Annotated in this window: 17 protein-coding genes and 2 tRNA genes; 6 read left to right on the top strand and 13 right to left on the bottom strand. The window is 42.2% G+C overall.

Going from position 1 to position 20,042, the window contains the following annotated elements; all coding sequences use genetic code 11:
• Positions 1-58: 58 nt before the first annotated feature.
• The 10 genes from NYP65_RS04495 to ftsY all read right to left on the bottom strand — a co-directional run bounded on the left by NYP65_RS04495 (position 59) and on the right by ftsY (position 10,594).
• Positions 59-490, bottom strand: a complete 432-nt coding sequence (locus NYP65_RS04495) for a hypothetical protein (protein ID WP_004116406.1) — start codon at positions 488-490, stop codon at positions 59-61.
• Positions 477-1,499, bottom strand: coding sequence for an amidase domain-containing protein (locus NYP65_RS04490; protein WP_004116409.1), 1,023 nt, complete (start codon positions 1,497-1,499; stop codon positions 477-479). Before NYP65_RS04490 ends, NYP65_RS04495 begins: the two co-directional genes overlap by 14 nt.
• A gap of 219 nt (positions 1,500-1,718) precedes the next feature.
• Positions 1,719-2,138, bottom strand: coding sequence for a type II toxin-antitoxin system HicB family antitoxin (locus NYP65_RS04485; RefSeq protein WP_004116411.1), 420 nt, complete (start codon positions 2,136-2,138; stop codon positions 1,719-1,721).
• Positions 2,138-2,335, bottom strand: a complete 198-nt coding sequence (locus NYP65_RS04480) for a type II toxin-antitoxin system HicA family toxin (RefSeq protein ID WP_004116413.1) — start codon at positions 2,333-2,335, stop codon at positions 2,138-2,140. Before NYP65_RS04480 ends, NYP65_RS04485 begins: the two co-directional genes overlap by 1 nt.
• Positions 2,336-2,431: 96 nt before the next feature.
• A complete protein-coding gene (locus NYP65_RS04475) occupies positions 2,432-3,238 on the bottom strand; it encodes a type 1 glutamine amidotransferase (protein WP_473410677.1) in 807 nt (268 codons plus the stop codon).
• 16 nt (positions 3,239-3,254) lie between these two features.
• A complete protein-coding gene (locus tag NYP65_RS04470) occupies positions 3,255-4,643 on the bottom strand; it encodes a MurT ligase domain-containing protein (protein WP_473410783.1) in 1,389 nt (462 codons plus the stop codon).
• Positions 4,627-6,090, bottom strand: a complete 1,464-nt coding sequence (gene dnaB, locus NYP65_RS04465) for a replicative DNA helicase (protein ID WP_473410676.1) — start codon at positions 6,088-6,090, stop codon at positions 4,627-4,629. The genes NYP65_RS04470 and dnaB overlap by 17 nt, the downstream gene beginning before the upstream one ends.
• Before the next feature lie 146 nt (positions 6,091-6,236).
• Positions 6,237-7,592 carry an MATE family efflux transporter gene (locus NYP65_RS04460; protein WP_473410675.1) on the bottom strand — a complete coding sequence of 452 codons (1,356 nt, stop codon included), beginning with the start codon at positions 7,590-7,592 and terminating at the stop codon, positions 6,237-6,239.
• A gap of 241 nt (positions 7,593-7,833) precedes the next feature.
• Complete coding sequence (locus tag NYP65_RS04455) at positions 7,834-9,351, bottom strand: ammonium transporter (protein ID WP_473410674.1); 1,518 nt, start codon at positions 9,349-9,351, stop codon at positions 7,834-7,836.
• A gap of 121 nt (positions 9,352-9,472) precedes the next feature.
• Positions 9,473-10,594 (bottom strand): signal recognition particle-docking protein FtsY, encoded by a 1,122-nt coding sequence (gene ftsY, locus NYP65_RS04450; RefSeq protein ID WP_020758758.1) that lies wholly within the window; start codon positions 10,592-10,594, stop codon positions 9,473-9,475.
• A 217-nt stretch (positions 10,595-10,811) separates the two neighbouring features.
• Here ftsY and NYP65_RS04445 point away from each other — a divergent pair, with 217 nt between their 5' ends.
• Together NYP65_RS04445 and NYP65_RS04440 are read left to right on the top strand one after the other, a co-directional pair.
• Positions 10,812-11,075, top strand: a complete 264-nt coding sequence (locus NYP65_RS04445) for a mycoredoxin (RefSeq protein ID WP_016635485.1) — start codon at positions 10,812-10,814, stop codon at positions 11,073-11,075.
• Between the two features lie 59 nt (positions 11,076-11,134).
• Positions 11,135-11,207, top strand: a tRNA-Lys gene (locus NYP65_RS04440).
• 164 nt (positions 11,208-11,371) lie between these two features.
• Here NYP65_RS04440 and NYP65_RS04435 read toward each other — a convergent pair.
• The 3 genes from NYP65_RS04435 to NYP65_RS04425 all read right to left on the bottom strand — a co-directional run bounded on the left by NYP65_RS04435 (position 11,372) and on the right by NYP65_RS04425 (position 14,813).
• Complete coding sequence (locus NYP65_RS04435; RefSeq protein WP_004131125.1) at positions 11,372-11,818, bottom strand: RbsD/FucU family protein; 447 nt, start codon at positions 11,816-11,818, stop codon at positions 11,372-11,374.
• Positions 11,819-12,071: 253 nt separating this feature from the next.
• Positions 12,072-13,508 (bottom strand): DUF4032 domain-containing protein, encoded by a 1,437-nt coding sequence (locus NYP65_RS04430; RefSeq protein WP_115794095.1) that lies wholly within the window; start codon positions 13,506-13,508, stop codon positions 12,072-12,074.
• Between the two features lie 177 nt (positions 13,509-13,685).
• The gene (locus tag NYP65_RS04425) at positions 13,686-14,813 is read right to left on the bottom strand and encodes an ABC transporter ATP-binding protein (RefSeq protein WP_018639842.1); all 1,128 of its coding nucleotides are present in this window, start codon (positions 14,811-14,813) and stop codon (positions 13,686-13,688) included.
• A 348-nt stretch (positions 14,814-15,161) separates the two neighbouring features.
• Here NYP65_RS04425 and NYP65_RS04420 point away from each other — a divergent pair, with 348 nt between their 5' ends.
• The 4 genes from NYP65_RS04420 to NYP65_RS04405 all read left to right on the top strand — a co-directional run bounded on the left by NYP65_RS04420 (position 15,162) and on the right by NYP65_RS04405 (position 20,041).
• The gene (locus NYP65_RS04420) at positions 15,162-16,916 is read left to right on the top strand and encodes a serine/threonine-protein kinase (RefSeq protein WP_473410673.1); all 1,755 of its coding nucleotides are present in this window, start codon (positions 15,162-15,164) and stop codon (positions 16,914-16,916) included.
• Positions 16,917-17,000: 84 nt separating this feature from the next.
• Positions 17,001-17,939 (top strand): DsbA family protein, encoded by a 939-nt coding sequence (locus NYP65_RS04415; protein WP_004131134.1) that lies wholly within the window; start codon positions 17,001-17,003, stop codon positions 17,937-17,939.
• Positions 17,940-18,046: 107 nt separating this feature from the next.
• Positions 18,047-18,123: transfer RNA gene (locus NYP65_RS04410), tRNA-Thr, on the top strand.
• Positions 18,124-18,586: 463 nt separating this feature from the next.
• On the top strand, positions 18,587-20,041 hold the full coding sequence (locus tag NYP65_RS04405) for an aggregation-promoting factor C-terminal-like domain-containing protein (RefSeq protein WP_473410672.1): 1,455 nt from the start codon (positions 18,587-18,589) through the stop codon (positions 20,039-20,041).
• Position 20,042 lies beyond the last annotated feature (1 nt).

Below are 20,042 nucleotides of genomic sequence, written 5' to 3'. Positions count from 1 at the left end.
CAACACTTTGCAAGCTTCAGCAGGCTTTTGTATTTACATCTTTAATTATTTGCCGGTCTCATATTCGTTTAATTTTATTACTATTAAATTCCAGTTCGTGAATACTCCATAACACCATTGAGACAACTACGATAGATGCAGCTGCAACAGTAGCAACATTAACTTGCGGTCCACGATCCATTGTGTACTTGACCATTCCACGATTCAAAACATGTACAACAATAAATTGGCCAAAGAATATTTCAATAAAGCCGGCAAGTATTAATATGCTATCAATAATAATTAATATTTTCTTACGAATTAATCCTCTATTACACAACCCAACAATCATTTGAATTATTGGTGAAATAATTGAAACTAACACAACACCCAAAAGACTTAAATCAAAATCTGCTGGATACTTTCCTGGCATTTTAATAAGCAATAAAACTGCTAAAAATACAAAAGATAATGGTAAAAACCATTCTTTCCAATATTTAACGACGAACACGATAATAAGCTCCTTCACCATTGAATGAATACCAATTCTTATCCCAATCTAAATAATTTTCAGTGTGTTGAGCTATACGCAATCTACCGTTGCTTTTTAGGAATACAAACCCTATGTGATCGACAGTACCATCATTACTTTCATCAACACCAATAAAATCTCCATCCCTAACATTATCTACTAACATTCCCCAATAACTTGTACTAAATCCATACCCCATATAATTTTTAAAAACATTGGCATTAATCCAAGAAACCGAACGATCTCCTCTAGCTTTCCACCACCACCCTTTAAATACATCATTATGCTTATCCATACCAATACCACCAGCATATAGAATTTGCGAAGCGAAATTTGTGCAATCTGCCGGAAATATTAACTTACTTTTTTCTTCACCATATTTTGGATTTATTTTCCACGCCCATTCTCGCGCATATGCTCTGGCCGCTTCAAGATTTATGCCTGAATTTCTCTCAGTAAGTAAAGGTTTGCGAGGTGTAACCTCCTGCTTTGATGGAAGCCACAATTTTGCAATATTAATAGCTTCCTTTTGTGTTAGTTCATTTTTTAATACTTTTAACTCTAATTTATGCAATTCTGATAGAATCTGATTATTTTCATATTTATTCTCATATATATCTAGAAATTGCAATATTTTTGTTACATTATTGTTATCTTTATGCGAGGAATTAAAAAGAGAATTCTTGTAAATAGTAGCTGTTTCTTCACTAAGAGAAGGAAGCATAGCTTCGCTCTGTATTCTTTGTAATTCTGTAAAATATTTTGAAATATAGAACTTTTTTACTAACTCTGGATTTTCATAAGTATCTAGTAAAGAAAAATACATACTCTGAAATTTTGTCTTATGCTGCTTTTTGGGAAAATCTACATAAGTCTCTGATTTATAGTCAGATGATTCAGCTTGAGCAACATTAGCAAATGACAATATTAAAATAATAGAAAATAGCGCAGCTATAAATGCATAATGCAAAACAACTTTGTTTTTCATATATAACTCCATTATTATATAAAATTCCTTTTTACTATTCTATCACAATAAATACCAGTTGTCAAATATACACAGCGGCTATGTAATCATATACTCATCAGTTCTACATTTAAATAGCCTGCTGATTTGCAACACTTTGCAATTTTCAGCAGGTTATTTTGTATTAATTGATTGCTGCAATATTGCATAACAAATCAGATAATATAGCTAATAATACAACTAAGCTTTATTCACAGCTCCTTTAGCATATAAAGCTTCTAAAGCATCTCGCAAAGCTCCACTGTAGCTGATGCCAGCTTTTTGTGCCCAAGTGTCAAGCCAAGCTGGAACAGTAACATTTTTACGAACTGCCTGAGAACCGTATTTTGCAGCATAGGAATCCATATCAAGCGCAACCATAGACAACTTTGAATTAGGATTTTCTACAACAATATCACTAATATCGCTAGCTTTTGGCGCAGTTTTACCACTTTCGAGTTCCGTAAGAACCCATCCACTTGCTGCATCTTCTGCCATAATCAGAGCCTCTGCAAGATTACTACCGCCAGTTACACACCCTGGCAAATCAGGGACTTCTGCAACAAAACCTCCGCTATTATCTTCGTATGGAGTAAGAATAACAGGATACGCTAATTTCATCATTTCACCTTTGCTTCACTAATTCCCGCCTGACGCCAAATTGACTTAACAACAGATGGGTTAATATCACCTGGATGTTTAGGCACTGTGACTTTACCCGCTTTAGTTTTATGTACGAATTGGCAATGACTTCCACGCTGTGCAAAAAGTATCCAGCCGTCCTTCTTAAGACGTTTTTCAATCTCTTTGTATCTCATAAAAAGATTATACACACTATGCGCATAAAATAAAATAATCAATCAAATTTTTACTAAATCGCGCATACGCTCATGTTCATTTAGTGAGAGCAGATTTTACCGCGGACGAGTTACGGCCACTTTGCGAGCGCGATCTGCTAATTCGTCCAATTTGGCAAGCTCCGCGCGCTGAGAATCAGTCTGCTTTGGCGCAAATTCTCCGTAACGATTTTGCGCAGCTGTGCGAATTAAAAAGTCAGCCAAACGCGGATTTTTTGGCAAAACCGAACCGTGCATATAAGTGCCAATAACGTTGTATTTGCGAGCGCCTTCCGTGTGGTCTTCGCCGTTGTTTCCACAATTTTCACCATCAACCAATCCAAGTGGCTGCGTTCCATCTTGCAAGCTTGTGCGCCCAGAATGATTCTCGTATCCCACAATATCTCCAAAATCGGCGCTATGCTCAACAAGATTCCCAATCATGCGCACGTCTTGACCAACCGTATGCTCGCCGAGTATGCCTATGCCTTTAAGCTTCTGGCCTTCAATAGTCTCAAAGTATTCTCCAAAAAGCTGGTAAAGACCGCAAATCATAAGCATTGGAACGCCATTTTTTGCAAGATCACGAATCGCGTCTGCGCGTGCAAATAAATCATCTGTAACTCTACTTTGACCATGATCTTGGCCACCGCCACCAAGAATCATATCCACGCGCTTTGGCCAATCATCGCCAACGTTGTATTCGTGAAGCACAGGCTTATAACCGTACAATTCCGCTCTACGCATAATCGTAAGCACATTGCCGTAGTCGCCGTAAATATTCATGTCTTTCGGGTACAGCGACACAATATCTAATACACGATTTTCGGCTTTATTAGTAGCATTCGCTTGACTAATATAATTAACATCACTCATATCATTCATGACGACTACTTTCTTGCTACTTTCCAACTCCAACGTCTTTAACGCTTGCGATTTGCCCCAACGTAGATCGCACGCGAAGCATAGCAGTGTATGTGCAATATATGCGCTTAGCATTTTTAGCATCACTACTAAAATCGCCATTTACAAAGGTTTTAACGTCTTCTTCTAAATCAGTGTTCACATTTCTAGAGGCAACTTTGTCGTATTGTAAACGCAAAGCCATATCCCACGCGCGCGTGCCAGAAACACAAGTGACTCCAGTGCCACTAAAGCATGTAAAATCAACGTCCCACAGCCAGCTCATGTCTCGCCCATCCGCGTATTCGTCGCAAATCGCAATCATTGTGTCATGATTTGCAGGCTTATCCGAAGCGAGCGCAAGTCTAAATCCAATAGGATTTTTCACTAGAACAAGCTCAACAGGAGCGCCGTTAACTTCGATTACTTCGCCTCGCCCAAATGCTGGCGTTACGCGAGAAATAGCTGCCATAAGCGCATCGTCGTCGAATTTTGCGAGTGTTGCATCTTTTTTATCAGCATCTGCCAAAATAGCGCGCACAATCGTAGACGCAGCAGCCGCGTTAAAAACGTTATACACGCCTCGCAGCTTAACGCTAGTGGTTTTTCTATGCCCATCAATCAAAAAATCGGCTTTATTATCTGCAACTTTTGCCAAAACAACATCTGCATGCGGAAGATTACGCGAATCATCATGCGAATCACTACGCGAATCGCCATCCAAATCGCCATCCAAATCACTATGCGAATCACTATGCAAATCGTCGTCGGTTGGGAACATGCTTCTTAACGAATCGTCCAAACCAAAATACTTTACTTTGCAAGGCGTCAAAACGTCTTTAGAAAGCGCAGAAATTCGCGGATCTTCGCGATTTAATACAACTACCTGCTTAGTCGCGCGCGCAACACTACTCAACAATTTAGCTGTAGTGTCAATCTCGCCAAATCTATCTAACTGATCTCGCATAACGTTTAGAAGAAGCGAATAGCGCGGCTTTATTTGATTTACAAAATGCACAGCATAAGCTTCATCAAGCTCTAAAACAGCTATATCCGCATCTAACTTTGTACCAAAAACAGGCATTTCTTGCACAAGCGACGCCACGACTCCGCGCGTAAAATTCGATCCCGTAGGATTTGTAAACACGCGCAATCCAGCATCTCTGAGCATAGACGCAACCATGCGAGTCGTAGTAGTTTTGCCATTAGTTCCCGAAATTAGCACAACTCCGTAAGGCAAACTCCCTAGCGTTCTAGCTAAAAACCCACGGTCTAGTGTTTCTACAACTTTGCCTGGTAAAGCGCTTCCACCGTGGTGCAACGCTCTAGAAACCGCGCGAACCAGCTTTCCTACAGCTGGCATAAAAGCATCAAGCAGCATGGCCATCATAGCCTCCAACAGCATCGTTTCCTTGCGCATATGATTGCGGCTGGTATCCTTGCGGCATATCTTTAAACTTAGACGTTGCTCCAAGAAAAGCTAGATTAAACGTTTCTGTAGGGCCATTACGATGCTTTGCCATAATAATGTCTGCTTCGCCAGGGCGATCTTCTTTGTTGTAAAAATCAGGCCTATGCACAAGAAACACAACGTCTGCGTCTTGCTCAATAGATCCCGATTCGCGCAAATCCGAAAGCTGAGGCTTTTTATCGTTTCGCATTTCTGGCCCTCGGTTTAGCTGGCTTAGTGCAACAACTGGCACTTCTAGCTCTTTTGCAAGCAGCTTTAACGCACGCGAAAACTCGGAAACCTCTTGCTGCCTAGATTCAACCCTTTTACCCGAAGTCATAAGTTGCAAATAGTCGATTACAACTAGCTTTAGGTCGTTCGTTTGCTTTAGTCGCCTGCATTTTGCGCGAATTTCCATAAGACTCATATTTGGACTATCGTCTATAAAAAGCGGAGCGTCTTTCATTTTTGACCAAAACGCATTTAGCTTAGTCCACCTATCTGTTGTAATGTCTTCTGGAGTTCCGCGATGCATTGCCGTCATTGGAATATCCGTTTCGGCTGCGATTATTCTTTGAGCAAGCTCCAATTTGTTCATTTCTAGCGAAAACACGATTGTTGTCATATTGTGATGCAACGCTGCAGACCGAGCGAAGTCGATTCCAAGAGTTGACTTTCCCATTGCAGGCCTACCAGCTACGACTACCATTTGCCCTGGCTGCAAGCCTTGCGTCATGTCGTCAATATCTCTAAATCCTGTTGGAACGCCTTTTTCAATCTCGTTACTTTGCAACTTGTCTAACTGCTCGAGAGCGTCTTGCACAACTGGGCCAATAGCGGAATAATCTTGATGAACCTTGCCAGAGCTCATCTCGTAAACTTCGGATTGTGCAAGGTTCACAACATCTTCTGCCTGGTCTCCAGTGGCCGAATAGCCCATTTGCGCAATCTTTGTTCCAGCAGCAATCACATTTCGCAAAATCGCATTTTTATGCACAATATCCGCGTAATATAGCGCGTTTGCGGCTGTAGGAACGCATGCTACAAGGCTATGCAAGTAGTCAGCTCCGCCAATTTTCTCCAGGTTTTCGTCTTTTAGAAGCTCGTTTGCAACTAAAACAACGTCTACTGGTTGCGACCCAGAAAATAGGCTTATAATCGCGTCGTAAATTGTTTGATGCTTTGGAACGTAAAAGTCTGCTGTTTCTAGGATTTGCGAAACTTCGCCAATAGCATCTTTGCTCATTAGCATTCCGCCTAGAACGGCCATTTCTGCGTCTTCGTCGTGAGGAGGAACCTTGTCAAACAAGCTAACATTAGCGTTAGCGTTGTTTAATCGGTTTGAGTCTTTTCGATTTGACTGCCACATATCATTATCTGCCATAAAATCGAGTATAAACGTCTGCACGGAGCACGCAAACAAAAGTTTATATAAACTAACACAAATCGTAAGTTAAATGCTTTGCGATTTTACAAATCAACTTAAAAGTCATAAGTCACAAATCACAATTCACAAATCAACCTAACAAATCACAGATTTGCGCACTTCATCCAATCATCCGTTTTAACTCTAAGCGAATTTCCAAGCGCGCGTCCGCCAATATACACAGCATTAAGAGCAACCCACAGCGATATTGTTTTAGTAATATCTCCTGCAAAAAGAGCCACATTTGCCGCACAAACCGCACTAATTGCAATAAGATACACAACTGCTGTAATTGAGCACGATTTGGCTAAATACTTGTGATCTCCAGCCCCGATTAACACTCCGTCTAAAGCCCACATAAATCCAGATAGCGGCAAGAAAATCCCAAGAATCGTCATTCCGATTGAAACCAAAAGTTGCACTTCTGCATTTGGACTAAACAGCGGCGAGCATAACCAACCTGCAAATATCATTACAATTCCAACTATTACGCTACTTAATGCTCCTACTTGTGCGCAAACTTTTGTTATTACATTAGCGCGTTTTAATAATCCAGCTCCAAGCGCAGATGCGACTATTGTTTGAGCTGCAATTCCTATAGCGTCTAATATGTTCATAACAAAATTCCAGCAAGAATTTGCAACTTGATATGCCGCTAAAGTGTTTGTTCCAAGTCGCGCAGCCGCTGCAACAGTTGCAACCATGCACGCGCGCAACGCCAATGTGCGTATAAACAGCGGAATGCCACTTCCAGCGCTTTTAAGTATGCTATGTGCTTGTGGGCGCAAACGTGCTTTTTCTCGAGCTGCCCAAAAAATCGCTGGTAGCGTTAAAACAATGCCCATATACCATTGCGCTATCATCGTTGCTATTCCAGACCCGGCAATGCCAAGGTTCATTCCAAACACAAATAGAATATCTAAAATCGCGTTTAGCACAGCTCCACTTATTGCAGCAAAAAGCGTGATTTTTACTTTGCTAAGTCCTCTAAAAATGCCATTTGCAGCGTAAATTAGCAACATTGCAGGCAAACCTGGCATAACAGTTTGAGTGTAAATAATCGCGTTTTTAAGCGTTTCGCCATTTGCGCCAAAACTTTGACAAAGCGAACGCGCAAACACCATTAAAACAAGCGTTAGAACAACCCCAAGCACGAGAGCAAGCCACAATCCATCCATTCCAACGCTTAGCCCTTGGCGATTTTTGCCAGCACCCAATAGCCTTGCAACTTGGCTTGTTGTGTTATACGCCAAAAACAGGCACAGCCCCGTTGTTGTTAAGAGCACGGTTGAGCCTATTGAAAGCCCCGCTAATTGCGTTTTACCTAAATGACCTACTATTGCAGTGTCTACTAAAACAAACGCTGGTTCTGCAATAAGCTGGCCAAATGTAGGAATAGCTAGAGAAAATATGTGTTTCAGTAGGTCTTTTTTGTTAACGTTTTCACTCTGATCGCTCATAATAATGGCCTATTTAACGCCTTTTCATGCCTTTTTGGTAATTGAATCATTTATCTTGAATTATGCAATCGCTATCATAAAATTTTTTGAATTGCAAACTGAATATGATTTCAAAAAAGTTATCCGCAGGATATCCACAAAGTTATCCCCCATTTGTGGACAACTTTTATAGATATACACAGCAACACGCCTAAAATGTGGATAACTAAAAGTTTTATCCACATTGCGCAATCCGAGTGTGTCACATTTGCGTCTTGTCTTCAGCGTCAATCGCAGATTTTTCTTGAGCAATACCAGAAAAATCATAAGCGCGCTCACCTTGATCCGCTAAATCAACGCCCTTACGCTCTTTAGCTTCCGATATTCTCCAACCAAAAAGCTTCTCTAATCCAAAAGCAAGCAACGCGCTAACGGCTCCAGAATAAAGAATCGTGATTGCAAGAAGGCATATTTGCGCAATTAGCTGATGCCAATCGCCAGTGGAAAGCAATCCGCTCGCATCCGCAAATAATCCAACAGCTAGAATGCCAATAAACGCAGCAATGCCATTTACGCTTACAACGTGTAGCGCACCATCGTAGCGAGTAAAAGTCTTAGAATGCGTAGCAAGGCATGTAACAACTCCAACAATCGCACCCAATACAACCGCCCACAAAGGCGCTATAACGTCTGCAGCGGCAGCACTAGCAGCCAAACCAGCCATGATTCCACTAGCTGCACCAACAGCACTAAAGCACCCCGAGCGCAAGCGTTCCGTAACGCCCCAAGCAAGCATAGACGCAGACGCTGTAATAGTTGAGCTAACCCACGCGTACCCAGCAACTCCTGGAAGACCTACAGAAGATCCAATCATTAAGCCAAGCCATCCAAACCAAATGATGAAAATTCCAAGAACAACAAATGGAACATTGTGCGGAGCTCGTGCAGAAACATTGGAAAAATGGCCATTAACCTCAAGCTCGCTAGGGTTTTCTAAAGAAGAATCGCCCTTAGCTTTAGAATCATCGCTAGAAGCAGCAGAATCATTAGTCTTATTAGACTTTGCGACTTCCATCAAAAGTGCGCGAACTAAATTGCCCTTGTGCTCCGAATTTGCGCCACCCAAAGTCGCAAAAGACTTGGTATGCAAAACAAAATTCTTAAGAGGAAAATGAGCATGACCGCCAATAATAAGCACAATTGCTAAAGCCGAAACTGCCGCAGCTACGTGCAACAAAGATCCGCCTGCAAAATCATGAACCTGGATTCCAAGAGCCTGAGATATAGCGCCATTTGGCGAAAGCAGACCGCCTCCGCAAACCATGTGCGCAAGAGGTGCAAACACAAGCGTTACCCAAACAGCAACGAATATTAGCCAAATCGCATAGCGCACACGACCAGCGAGCGCTCCAGTTATAAGAGCTACAGCAACAACCGCGCACGCAAGTCTAAATGCCGCTGGAATTCCGCCAGCAAGACCAGTGTTTGCGTCCATCGAAGTAAAAATGCCGTGATCTGCCACCATTGAATCACGTAGCAGCAATCCGCTTACAGGGTCGCCAACAACGCCGCCAATCATGTCTTTGCCAGCAAAGGCCATTGACCAGCCCCAAAGCGTCCAAACTATGGTTGTTACCGCAATTGCACCAGCAGAAAGCATCATCATGTTAACCATTGATGTTGCGCGCTCACGGCCACCATAAAACAGTGCGATTCCTGGCGTAATTATAAACACTAATGCGGCAGCTAGTAACGCCCATTGCGGATCCATTGCGGTCATTTTTCACCTCACAAACGCAACCATCGGTGGCTGCAATTTAATTTATATTCTAATCAACTCAAGCTAAAAGTTACTAAAGCAAAATTACTTAATCTAAACTGCGACTAAAGCTAAAAGCAACTCAAGCCAAAATGCCGTCTACAAAACTTTCTGGGTCAAACGGAGCAAGGTCATCTGGACCTTCCCCTAGCCCAACAAGCTTTACAGGAACTCCAAGCTCGCGTTGAACAGAAATCACAATTCCGCCCTTTGCGGAACCGTCTAACTTTGTTAGCACAACGCCCGTAATCCCAATAGCTTGAGCAAAGACTTTTGCTTGAGCCATTCCATTTTGGCCAGTTGTAGCATCAAGCACTAAAAGCACTTCGTCTACAGGAACAGTTTTCTCGATTACGCGGCGGATTTTGCCAAGCTCTTCCATAAGATTTGCCTTATTTTGCAACCTTCCAGCCGTGTCTACAATCAAAACGTCTGCGTTTTCTTCTTTGGCAGCTGTAGCGCCATCAAAAGCCACGGAAGCAGGATCTGCGCCATCTTTTTGACTACGAACAACTTTAACACCTGCAGCATTTGCCCAAGTTTCAAGCTGATCTGCAGCAGCCGCGCGGAAAGTATCGGCAGCAGCAAGAATTACAGAACGATTTTTAGAAACCATTAGTCGCGCAAGCTTGCCAGCAGTAGTGGTTTTTCCAGTGCCATTTACGCCAACCATCATGATTACGCTTGGCTTATTTGCATCTTGCAAATCTGCTTTTAGACTTCTATCTGCTTTGACTCCAACAACATCCAGCAGTTTTGCGCGCAATGTTTCGCGAACCTCTTGCGCGCTGGCAGCATCAGAAATCCTGGCGTCTTTTTTAAGCGACTCAACCAACTCTTCGCTTGCTTGAGCGCCAACATCTGCCATTAAAAGCGTGTCTTCTACATCTTGCCAATCATCTTCACTAATATTATCTTTGCTTAAAATGTTAAAAAGCGCGCGTCCAAAAGGATTTTGACTATTCGCAAGCTTGCCTCTAAGCCTAGCCATTCTAGACGTTGCATTTTCTGGCAATTGCGCGCTAAAATCGCCATTATTTTCAGCGCTACTAGACAATGGGTCTTCTTTGCTAGTAGGTATTACTGGGCCATTCGATTTTCCAATAATTCGCAAAACAACAGCTACCGCCACTAAAGCAACAGCTAAAATAACTGCGCCAACAGTAAACCATATAACCAAATTTAAGTCCATAACCATGTTCATATAATAAGCCTATGAAATTAAAGGGACACATTAAAGGGAATTTGCTCAAATTTTAGTTAAAATTGTTGATTATTCGCAAAAATTACACAAATATTAGTGTTCTAATACAATGATTTTACAGACCATTATGAGTGCAAATTTATGCTACATTTGCAAGCCACTTTAATGGCCACTTTAATGGCCACTTTACAATCAAACTGAATTGGGGTGATAGTTTATGGAAAATTTGCCATTAGTCAATGTTTACGGAGCCGATTGGTGTGGCGATTGCATTCGCGCAAAGTCCGCGCTTAACCAGTTTAATGTTGCTTTTACTTGGCACAATATTGAGTCCGAAGACGGAGCTGCTCAAAAAGCTGTTGAGATTAGCGGTCAGAAGCATATTCCTGTTGTGACTTTTAGCGACGGCAGCTTTATGGTTGAGCCATCCGCAAGCCAAATCAAAGATAAGCTTATGCAATTAGGACAACTTGCAAACTAACACGCCAACATCAAAGAAGTTGGATTAGTCTACAAAATGTAGTACACTAAGCATTTGTTGCCCCTTTAGCTCAATTGGCAGAGCAGAGTCCTTTTAAGTCTTGGGTTGTGGGTTCGAGTCCCACAGGGGGCACAAAATAAGCACTGCACGTAGCAGATGGTTCTTAAATTCCAAATCATCTTGTTGCATGCAGTGCTTTTATGCTATAACACTTAGATTTCTATATCTCTACAAACAGATAACAAGCAAATAACAGATAAATAGCATATAAATATGAACTTATTTACCTATTTACGCTACTCTCCAGCAAACACCACGCCCTTACGCAGCATAATGTTAGCGTATTGAGCACGCTCACCCGTGGCAACAACACAATATGCCTTCTTTGCCTCATCGTAGAACGCAAATCTTTCAAGAGTTCCTAAAGTGCTTGCTCCACGTTTATCGTATTTAGCAATAATATCTTCATATTCTTTCCAGATTGGAGTTTCGCAAGGGTCTCCTGGAACAACTTCCATAAGTGTAGCTGGCTTATCGGTGTATTGATCGAGTGGCATCAACTTTAAGATTGCAGTTAGCAATTCCGAAGTTCCATGACCATCGCAGCGTACAACTATAGCGTCTTTTCCTACAGACTCAGTTGGAAAATTTCCATCGGCCAATACTAAAACATCTCCATGGCCCATTTCGCAAAGAACCTTCAGCAATGCTGGAGGAATTATAGAATCTACACCTTTTAACATAATAATCTCCCTTGATTAATTGATAAATAACTATGATTAGTTGGCAATCATTGACAACTAACAAGAAAATTCTATCACCATTCACAAAAGAAATTAACAAAATTCCTAAAATAAATACGAATTATTCCACATTTCAAAGAGAATAATTCCACACTTCACTAAACAAAAGTAAAGCAGATGCAAAACAGATGCAAAGTAAGGAATCTCTTAAAACGCTAGCAAAACAAAAATGCTCACAAAAGCTCACAAAAGCTCAGCTTGCCCAAACACTTGCGTCTTGATCGTACTCGTCATCGTCATCACTCGCTGCAGCGGCAGGAGCAGCTGCAGGCGCAGGCGTGGAATACGTGTACTCGTCATCTACAACGCCAGAATCCGCATCCGCATTAATCGCAGCCAAAACGCGCTTATCCATCTTGTATTGAGGCAAAACGTTCTTAATGTAACTTGTTACTGCATCTTGCATAGAAACGTCGTGCCCAACGCGCTCTGCCATAAACCAACGATGATCCAAAACTTCATGGAAGAACTGCGCTGGCTGGATTTGCGACCTAAACTCAGGCGGAATCATGCGAACAGTAGGCTCAAACACTTCGCGCATCCAGTCTGTAGCAACAATCTCCAGCTCTTCGCCTTGACGCCATGTAGAAGTGCGATACGCATCTAAATCGTTAAGAAGCCTACGAGCTTGATTTTCTTGCACATCTAAGCCAGTCAAACGCAAAAGCTTTCTAGAAGCGTATCCAGCGTCCACAACTCGCGGTCTAACCAAAACTCTTCGTCCATCTTCGGAAGTCTTCATCTCAAGCTCGTCTACGTCAAATCCAAGCTCGTTAAGACGATTCACGCGGCGCTCAATACGCCACATTTCGTCTGGGCTAAACTTATCTACGTCTGTAAGCGTGCTCCAAAGCGAATGGTATCTGTCTACAAGCCTGTTTCCAATGCTAATTTCGTCAACTTCTCCAGGCAAAAGCTGGCCAGAACTCAAATCCATTAATTCGCCGATTATATTTGTGCGAGCTAAATCAATATCGTATTCTCGCTGACCTTCGGTAAGGCTTCCGTGCAAATCTCCAGTTTCCGCGTCCACCAAAAACGCAGTAAACGCGTCGGCATCGCGCAAGAATAGAACGTTAGAAAGCGAAACATCTCCCCAATAGAATCCCGAAAGATGCAAGCGAACCATAAGCACAGCAAGCGCATCAATCAAACGCTCCGCAGTATCTGGGCGCAAAGTTCTAGCAAATAGTGCTCGATAAGGCAGTGAGAATTTAAGATGACGAGTAACAAGCATTGCTTCAAGCGGCTCACCATTCTTATCTTTTCTACCAGCAACAACCGCTATAGGCTTAACTGTTGGAAGTTCCAGCTTGCGCAAACGTCTTAAAAGCTCATATTCGCGCTCAGCGACTTGACGAGTAATCTCCTTCATTGCGTACACTTCGTCGCCTACGTGCACAAAACGCACAACGTGCCTAGAGATACCGCGCGGCAAGTTTACAAAAAGATTCGTAGGCCATTGAGATAATGGAAGCTCCCACGGAAGCATAAACATTTGAGGATTAGAGCTTGCAGCAGTAATCTTCAATGCTGGCGGTTCCGCAGAAGATACAGTCTCACTAAGCGCAGAAACCGATGTTGCTTGCGCAGCACGCGGATCCATTGAAGGAGTATCGTTCCATTCCATAAAATCTAGTCTACCCGTAAAGATGAACGCTAATAACCAAATGTGAATAAATGCAAATATAGCTACAAACTAAAATAAGCTAAATCATGCGAAAACGGGGCTCGCCTAGCGAACCCCGCCATACCCTTATACAGAAATCTTGGGCACTTAAAGCAAAAGCAAGTGCCCAAGAAAACGCTAGTTCAAACGCAACTCTGTAGAAGGTGCAAACAGGTGCATCTTGGATGGATCAATCTTAATCTTTACAACGTCACCAACCTTTGGAAGCGCACGTGGGTTCACGCGAATCGTTGTGAGCTTGTTCTGATCGCTCATCATTGTAGATGCTTCTTCTGGAGATCCATCGGTGATGATGTTTCCGTAGATGTAACCGTCGGAGCCAAGATCTTCCACGTTTACAACCTTTAAGGAGAAGGCGTTTGGATCGTCGGAAGTTGCCAAGCTTGCATCTTCTGGACGGAAGCCAACAATAATCTGACCCTTATCTTCTTCCGTAAGCTTATCAACAGCTTCTGCTGGAAGAGTGATGGAATCTTCGCCAATTTGAGCCTTGCCATCAACCACTGGATGCTGGTTAATGTTCATAGATGGGGAACCAATGAAGCCTGCAACAAACACGTTTGCTGGTCGATCGTAAAGCTCGGTTGGAGCGCCAACCTGCTGCAAAACGCCAAGCTTAATAACAGCAATGCGGTCACCCATTGTCAAAGCTTCAGTCTGATCATGGGTCACGTAAAGGGTAGTGACGCCGAGCTGACGCTGCAATGCTGCAATCTGCGTACGAGTCTGTACGCGAAGCTTTGCATCAAGGTTAGAAAGAGGCTCATCCATAAGGAAGACTTTTGGTTCACGAACAATTGCGCGACCCATTGCAACACGCTGACGCTGACCACCAGACAAAGCCTTTGGCTTACGATCCAAGTACTCAGTCAAATCCAAAACTTCAGCAGCTTTTTCAACGCGCTTGCGGATTTCTTCCTTGTTTACGCCTGCAATCTTAAGAGCAAAGCCCATGTTGTCTGCAACAGTCATATGTGGATACAATGCGTAGTTCTGGAACACCATTGCGATATCGCGATCTTTTGGCTGCATTGTAGTAACGTCTTGACCACCAATAAGAATGCGACCTTTGTTAACCTCTTCCAAGCCAGCCAACATTCGCAGCGTTGTGGACTTACCGCAACCAGATGGACCAACGAGTACAAGGAACTCGCCATCCTTAATAGTCATGTTCAAATCATCAACCGAAGGCTTATCGTTGCCTGGGTAGATTCGAGTTACATGATCAAATACAACTTCTGCCATGATATTTTCCTTTCATCGGCAGGTACGTGCCGAACGATCCGTTGTGAAGGGTGTGCACTCAAGACCCCAAGTCCTACATCGGCGGCGTCAATCGTCCACATTTACTTACATGGTTCATTGAAGGTTCTCTTCGTTGAGCCATGATTTAATATATCATGTTTATTCAGTAAAAACAGCAAAATTACAGTATTTTCTAACACTTCGGCGTGTCGAGTATAAAAATCACTCATAAACAAAGGCTTATAAACATGATTACTTTTACAGTAGATATATAAACATTTGTTTATAAAATCGCGTGTTTAGTGTTAAAAAACAAATTGGCATAGCTGCACACTAACATAATGCATTATGGAAGATGTGAGCATGTTTGACTTGCGCTCTGGCCAAAATGTTGGCGGATACACGCTGATTGAGCGACTAGGTGGCGGCGCCATGGGCTCCGTTTGGCGAGTGCAAGACGACGGCGGCCATTTTTACGCAATGAAGATTTTGCGCGCATCAATGCTAGAAAACGAAGATGATAGTTTGGAGTCTGCCGAAGTTAGCAATCCGCAAGAGCAAGCGAGACTTAGACTTAGGCGCGAGGCTCTAGCTTTGCAAAAAATACACCACGAAGGCGTGTGCTCAATAGTAGACATGGAGCTTGATGCTTCAATCGCTTTTATAGTCACAGAACTTATTGACGGCCACAATCTTAAAGAAGACGTTGCAATTAACGGCCCATACGTTGGTGGCGATTTAGAACGACTTGCGCACAAACTAATCGATGCCGTAAAAGCTGTTCATGGTGCTGGCATAATTCACCGAGATATTAAGCCTACAAACATAATGATTTCCACTACAGGCCCCATTTTAGTTGATTTTGGAATATCTATGGGGCAGGGCGAATCGCATGTTACGCGTACTGGCCTTGTAATGGGAACACCAGGATTTATTGCCCCAGAAATCATCGAAGGCGGAGAATCGAGCGAACTTACAGATTGGTGGAGCGTAGCTGCCGTTTTAGCTTTTGCAGCAACAGGAAAGCCTGTTTTTGGAACCAAGCCAATAATGGCAGTTTTAGAAAGAGCAGCATCTGGGAACGCAAATCTTAATGGCCTTCCAATAAGAACAATGCAAGCGTTCAAAAGCGCATTGAATCCTAAAAGAAGCGAGCGATGCACTCCAGAACAGCTTGAAAACGCAATTTTCCAAGATGCCATGAACCCTACAGACTGGCAGGATTCAAGCTACCCTTTTGAGAACAGCTTTAGTGGAGAAACTGTACCTAATAATGCCAAAACTCACGATTTTAACACGACTTTTCAAACAAAAAAACTTCCAGAAAACCCTAGAAAAATGTGGGGTTCTAAGAATGTTGACAACACAACTTTATTACACTCTACAGAATCGGATTTAATAGATTCCGCGCCAACATCTTTGCTAGACGCCACTAGCACATCTATTACCAAAGTCTACGCGCACAACCCAGAACAAGTTGCAGAGACGGAACAAGTCGCAAACAATCCAGAACAAGCGCCCGAAATTGCTGTGCTGCCCAATACAGACGAAAATCCGCATCCAAATGTAAATAAATACTTATTTCGCGGGCGAGTGGCGTCGGCTATATTCCTTACTCTTGCAAGCTTACTAGCTGCGATTTCTCCAATAGATGCGCTTGCAGCAAATCTTATTTTTATGCTAATTACAGCAACAATCGGATACAATGTTTGCTCAAGCGTACGCAGAAAACGCGCGAACGAATCCGTTGGCGGAAAAGACGTATTCATAAGAATCGCTAGCATACCGTGGCATTTTATTAAAGCAATAGCATACTCGATTAAAAAAGTTATAACTCTTGCAATAGCAGGAGTTATTGGAGCATACGTGTACCCAATTTTAATCCACGCATCTAGCCAATTAATCAAAGTTCAAGTTTGGTCAATTAGCGTGATTTTACCAACATACACTCCAGATATTTGTTCGCCAACTTCAATTGGATACATTATTGGATTTATTGCAGGATGGATTATTTCTTTTATATTAGGTAAAACTAAAATATTCGCCGTTGGAGCAGGGGCCATTTGCGGCGCGGGAAAATCGCAAGCAACCGATGGCGATTAAGCCCGTTGATACCGTAATCTAAACTATTCTTTTAGATTAATTTACTTATGTATGTTATTTGTAAAAATCAGGGGAAGGATAGGCATGCCTAACAGTAGCAAAAGCGCGCAAAATCAATCAAATCAAAATCTTCAAGCGCGCAAAGCTAAAGAATTACGCCAACAAACAATCGTTGGAATTGTTGTTGTTGTCATTTTAATTGGCATGATTGCAGCAATTGGAATTACAGCTCTTAACGCCACTAATGCGCAAAATCAAAAGAATGTCGAGCAAGCTCAACAAGCAAGACGAGCTGTTAAAAATCTTACGACTAATCAAAAGCCTAAGTACGCAAACGAACAAGGCGGAATTTTAATCAGCAAAAACGGCTATAACACAACGGCTCCAAACGCTCCGACTATAGCGGTTTATGCCGATCCTCTGTGCCCAGGATGCGGTAATTTTAATCGCGATTCCGATCAAATGCTTATTGCAATGATGAAAGCCGGCCAAATCAACCTTGAGATTCACCCAATGTCGTTCTTGGATAGAATTTCTAGCGACCACTATTCAACACGCGTAACTGGCGCAATCGCATACATTTCTTCTAACGACGACAATCCTTCGCACTTACTTCAATTTATTAACAACATTTTTGCAGAAGACTTCCAGCCAGAAGAAGGCGACGACTACAAGCCTGTTAGCAACAAAAAGCTGATTGAGCAAGCCATAAACGCGGGCGTTAGCGAAGAAGTGGCAAACAAAGCATTCAACAGAAATTATCTTGATTGGCAAAACGCTATTAATGCCGATACACCAAATCGCAAGGCTTTGTGGAATGTTAGTGGAGCGAATAAGGGAGCTATGACAACGCCAACAACCACTATCAACGGAAAGTTGCTAGATATGGTTGCGGTTAGTAAGAATAAGCTTAGTACTCCAGATGCAATTCTTAAGTCTATTGGATTAGACAAGTCTAAGGTTGGAGTTGAAGGTGTTATGCCAAAGGTAACAGATAAAGATCAGCCAAATCCTCTTGACTAGTTCTTGTTGATTAGTGTGTTGGTTCCAAAAGTTGCACTTGGCAACGGGTGCTGATACACTAATCAATGTTTTGCTCGCGAAGATTTTTAACTAGCGTGCAAGAACTCGCCTCCTTAGCTCAGATGGCCAGAGCGGCCGCCTTGTAAGCGGCAGGTCGCCGGTTCGATCCCGGCAGGAGGCTCCATTTTATAGGCGTTTTGCATAACAAAAACGGTCTAAATTATAAAAATCCACTTGTATGCATATTATGAGTCATAAGCATATAAAAAGTTTTTAGTAAATTTACAATAACAATAATAAGATAATAAATTATAAATAGATTTATTTTATGATGAATCGTAAAGCTTACAAAAATACTTTATGCTGATTACTTCGCTTGAGTAAGTTCTCGGGAACCTTCCCCCAACTCAGGGTTTCCGAGCATGAGGATGGAGCGTCCCCCAACCAGCTCCTCCTCATGGGGGCAGGACAAATCCCCTTCTCTCCTGCCCCCCTTTACCTTTTATAGTTTTATAGTTTTATAATTTAAGACTGATTCTTCTTAACGTATTTTTAATGAGTTAGATCATATGCTTATAGTCTTATTTTTGGCTGATTGTAATCATTGCTATAATTAAAATTCAGTTTTGCATTGAAAGTGAGGTTGAATGGCACGCAGATGGACGCCTCAGCGGTTTGTAATAATGAGAAGACTACGCGTTTTTATATGCGTTCTAGCTCTTGTTATTTCTAGCACTGGGATTTTTGCACTTTCTGCGCGTAAATCTATTGCTTTAATCATAAACGGCAAAACTAAAGTAGTAACAACTTATGCATCTACTACACAAAGACTTCTACAAGAACAAAAAGTACCAGTTAAAACACACGACCAAGTTATTAGTACTTCGGGAGACATGTTAGCAGATCACGCAACTGTTACCGTTAGAAGCGCTTATCAAACATCCATTACAGTAGACGGTGTAACAATACCATTTTGGACTGTTGCAACAAGCATTGATCAATTAATCGGATTCTTCCAAGCAAACGCAGATCATGCTGCAAAAATAACTGTTAATTTGCAAAACATTTATAACAAGCTTACTGGTGGACTTTCTATAAACAAAAAAGGACCAGTCACAGTTATTTGCGATAACAAAACAAGAGTTGTTCCAGACGGAACACTGCCAGCAAGCTCAATTCTTGATTCTTTAGGAATAGTCTTAGGAAAAGAAGACCAAGTAACTGTTAGCGAAGAAAATGGAAAAACTTTGCTTCGCATTCTTAGAGTAACGCATGGAAAAGAATCTAGAAACGTTGTTATTCCATTTAGCACTATAAACGTAAACGACTCAAGTCTTGCAATCGGAGCTAGAGTTATTAAACAAGCTGGCGCAAATGGCGAGCGCATAGATTTGTATAACGTGACTTATGTGGATGGCAAAGCTCAAAGTGCAACGCTAATAAAGCAGTCAATTGTTAAGCCGTCGATTGATCAAATTGTTGCAATTGGCGCAAAGTATACTCCTAGAACACAAAACGAATCTAAGCCAAGCAAACGAATCAATAAACAAGAAGAAAACAAGAAACCAAATAGTCAAACTAATCAAACTCCATCGCAAAAAACAAACACGAATCAACAAAATACACAAAACAAGAGCGCACAACAGGGCGCGCAAAATCAAAATACTCAACAAAATAATAACAACAATCAGCAAAATTCTAAGCAAACCGATGAAACTTCACAAGCTATAAAACAAACACCTGCCCCCGCACCTGCCCCAGCTCCTGCAGATAACCCAAACGGCATGGTTCATGCAACGCCCGAACAAGCAAAACTTTATGCTCAAGCAGCATGCGCACAACTTGGTTGGACTGGAGCAATGTGGGAAGATCTTGTTAAATTGTGGACAAAAGAATCGAATTGGCGTTGGAACGCAGAAAATAAAAGCTCTGGCGCGTACGGAATTCCGCAATCACTTCCAGCAGATAAAATGGCGAGCGCGGGAGCAAACTGGCACGAAGACGCGTCAATACAAATAACGTGGGGCCTTAGTTACATTAGAAGTAAATACGGAAATCCTAGCGAAGCATGGAAGCATTCACAAGAAGTTGGATGGTATTAAA

It is taken from the genome of Gardnerella sp. c12Ub_1 (assembly GCF_055804375.1).
This window is presented reverse-complemented; position numbering and strand designations above follow the sequence as displayed.